Genomic DNA, 1,014 nt, shown 5'->3' with positions numbered 1-1,014 from the left:
ACTGCTTCTTACACTGTAACACAGGCCGATATTGATAATGGTGCTGTTTACAACATTGCAACAGCAACTGGTAAAGATCCTAAAGGAAACAATGTTACCGATCAGTCTGAAAGTGGTAACCCTTCAGGTCCTGGTACGCCTCCTGTTGATCCTGCCTGTCCGGATTGTACAATCACACCGCTTCCACAAACCCCGGTTATTAAATTAACTAAAACCGGAACTTATGCAGATACCAATGGCGATGGTAAAGTAAACCTTGGCGACAAGATCAGCTATACTTTCAAAGTTGAAAACACTGGTAACGTAACGGTGATTGACATCGTTATTACTGACCCTAAAGTTACTGTTGTTGGGGGATCGGTAACTTTACTTCCTGGTGCTGCCGACTTAACTACATTTACTGCTTCTTATACGGTAACGCAGGCCGATATTGATAAAGGCGCTGTTTACAACATTGCAACAGCGACTGGTAAAGATCCTAAAGGAAACAACGTTACCGATCAGTCTGAAAGTGGTAACCCTTCAGGTCCTGGTACGCCTCCTGTTGATCCTGCCTGTCCGGATTGTACAATCACACCGCTTCCACAAACCCCGGTTATTAAATTAACCAAAACCGGAACTTATGCAGATACCAATGGTGATGGTAAAGTAAACCTTGGCGACAAGATCAGCTATACTTTCAAAGTTGAAAATACTGGAAATGTTACAGTAACTGGAATCGTTATTACTGACCCTAAAGTAACCGTAACTGGCGGACCGGTAACTTTACTTCCTGGCGCAGCAGACCTATCGAGCTTCACAGCTTCTTATACTGTAACACAGGCCGATATTGATAAAGGTGCTGTTTACAACATTGCAACAGCAACGGGTAAAGATCCTAAAGGAAACAACGTTACCGATCAGTCTGAAAGTGGTAACCCTTCAGGTCCTGGTACACCTCCTGTTGATCCTGCCTGTCCGGATTGCACGGTTACACCGCTTCCACAAACCCCGGTTATTAAATTAACCAAAACC

General features: G+C 44.1%; 1 protein-coding gene. It reads left to right on the top strand.

What is annotated here, in order from left to right; genetic code table 11:
- Positions 1 to 1,014, top strand: a 1,014-nt coding sequence (locus BCL90_RS00280; RefSeq protein ID WP_455430279.1) for a DUF7507 domain-containing protein, incomplete at both ends; no start/stop codon positions are given.

It is taken from the genome of Pedobacter alluvionis (genome assembly GCF_003664035.1).
Classification (GTDB): domain Bacteria; phylum Bacteroidota; class Bacteroidia; order Sphingobacteriales; family Sphingobacteriaceae; genus Pedobacter; species Pedobacter alluvionis.
The sequence above is the reverse complement of the archived record's forward strand: the minus strand, read 5'-3'. Positions and strand labels throughout refer to the sequence as shown.